This window comes from Allobacillus saliphilus, from assembly GCF_018138385.1.
Taxonomy (GTDB): Bacteria; Bacillota; Bacilli; order Bacillales; family Alkalibacillaceae; genus Allobacillus; species Allobacillus saliphilus.
The window spans coordinates 1-2383 of the sequence record NZ_JAGSIE010000056.1 but is presented as its reverse complement, the minus strand read 5'-3'; the positions used below and the strand labels follow the sequence as shown (position 1 = coordinate 2383).

The 2383-nt window shown below is 35.7% G+C and carries 2 protein-coding genes; both read right to left on the bottom strand.

Annotated elements, in window-relative coordinates; genetic code table 11:
* Positions 1 to 72: 72 nt before the first annotated feature.
* The gene (gene istB, locus KC820_RS12985) at positions 73 to 795 is read right to left on the bottom strand and encodes an IS21-like element helper ATPase IstB (protein ID WP_212371688.1); all 723 of its coding nucleotides are present in this window, start codon (positions 793 to 795) and stop codon (positions 73 to 75) included.
* Positions 792 to 2231: an IS21 family transposase gene (istA, locus tag KC820_RS12980; protein ID WP_212371686.1), complete on the bottom strand. Its 1440-nt coding sequence runs from the start codon at positions 2229 to 2231 to the stop codon at positions 792 to 794. The genes istB and istA overlap by 4 nt, the downstream gene beginning before the upstream one ends.
* Positions 2232 to 2383: the final 152 nt, after the last annotated feature.

The following is a 2383-nucleotide window of genomic DNA, read 5'->3' as shown; positions in this document are numbered from 1 at the left end:
TGTATTTTGCAATAAAAAAGTACATAATTCTGCAATGAAAAATACATAAGATTGCCAGCCCGTTAGTAGTTCTTAAGGTCGCTTAGATAATGCGTTTCTCACTCTGAAACTATCTCCTGTAAAACTTAATACATGTGCGTGGTGGATCACACGATCCACCAAGGCTGCCGTTAATCTTGTATCTGTAAAGATTCTGTTCCATTGGCTAAACTCCAAATTAGAAGTGATAATCATGCTTTTCTGTTCATACCAGTCTGAAATGAGTTGAAAGAGTAATTCAGCTCCATCCTTACTAAATGGAATATATCCCATTTCATCTAAAATGATCAGATTTACTTTCTTAAATCGATTTCTAAAGGATTGTAATTTTCCCTCTTGCCACGTCTTCTCTAATTGATCGACCAAGTCAGACACTCGATAGAACCTTACCTCGTATCCTTTACGGCAGGCATGTCTGCCGAGTCCTGTTGCTAAATGTGTTTTGCCGGTTCCAGGTGCTCCGGTTAATATGACGTTCTCATAACGATCGATAAATTGAAGTGATAAAAGTTCGTCTTTTTCCAAATGGGGTGGAAAGTGCACATGGTCTCCCCATTGATAGGTGTCTAACTCCTTTGAATATAAAAACTTCGCTTTCTTTAATAACCGGTCTGCTTTCGCTTCTTCTCGTAACTCAAACTCTTTCTCAAATAGATTTCTTAGATATTGATCCTTATTTTCAAATGGAATAGAATGATAGATTTCAGCTACATAAGCCAATCGTAATGATTTGCACATATCTTTGATATCATTCATGTTAACTCACCCCTCTTGTTAATTTGCTGTAATTGATCATACATTGACCAATTAACTTCATAGGGATGATTTTCTGTTGTAAATGATTGTTCCTCGACCAATTCATAAAACCTTTCGTCGATTTGATTCATATCGTATTGGGTTAAACAGCGAATAAGCCATTGGATACGCTCTTTCCTCAATTCCAAGTTTTCGATTCGAATATATTCGTAGATACGTGTAGGTAAATATGGTTTATAACGCGAATAAGTTACGACTCGTGGTTTATCTAACCACGAACTTAAAATGGGTTGCCAAGGGATATTTCTCTTACTCTGCATATATGGTCTATAGTCATGATGTAATAATTCTCCGTTAGGAGAAACCACTTTAAAAGAATTCCAATATAACACTAATCGAAGTTGACCAAAATTATAGCTTTTTGGAATATGCATTTTAACTTGATCGATTGTTACCTCGCCATATTTATTTGCTCGAACCCACTTTTCTTTAAAGATTGGATAATCATTATCCGGTAGATTGTATAAGTATTTCTGTTCTTCTTGAAATAATTCTTCTATTCTTATCTGTTTTTCATAATGAAGTCGTTGTCGATCTTCCACTAATCGTGCGTTTAATTCTTTTGTTAATTGTTCAAATGATTCCATAACTGGTGAAGGGGTCGCAAAGTTATATCGAATATAACCTACTTTATTTTCAACATGCCCTTTTTCATGACCACTATAAGGATTACAATCCTGAATCTCAAAGCCGTAGTGGTTCGCAAATCGCAAAAATTCATCCGTAAATTGTACCTCTTCATTGCGTCTTCTAGGACGAATCACGGCGGCTTTTAAATTATCAATCCGTATGGAGTTAGGTACACCACCCATTTGATGAAAAATTGTTTTTAGACCATAAAGAAAGCATTCTTGATTCTCTCCAGGTAATGGAACACAAAACGCTGCATTACTATAAGGCAAGCTTAAAGATAAACCATGGATATCAATATATTTTCCATCTTTAACGGCTTCCATCGTTCCAAAGTCAACTTGCGCCTCACCCGGAGGGTGTTGAAGTCTTTCGTAGCCACGATCTTTTGTGGACTCTTCTTTGATTTTGCCTTCTTTCCAATCTTGAATGAAAAGACACACTGTCCGGTATGAACCTGTAAAGCCTAGCTCTTGTAATTGTTCATAAATTGTTTTGTTCGTTCGTCGGTTCTTTCGATGCAATTTTTGGTCTTCAATTAGCCAATCTGAGACAATGTCTCCCCATTTTTCTTCATACATCATACCTCTTTTTTTCACATATGTTTCTTGAGGTATGTCATCATGATCAGCGTATTTTTTTGCAGTTCTCCAATTAATACCAAGGGTATTTGCGATTGAATTAATTGATTTAGATTTTTGATTTCGTAAAAGTTTGATACAATTAACTTCAGACATTGCCAGCATTCCTTTCAACCTCCACTGTGTTTTGATTAGACACCAATAACAGTAGAGTTATTTGATTGGACTGGCAAGTCTTTTTTTATGCCTAAAAAATTATTGCAACGTTGTGTACTTTTCCGTTGCAAAACTATGTATTTTTATTTTGCACTACACAG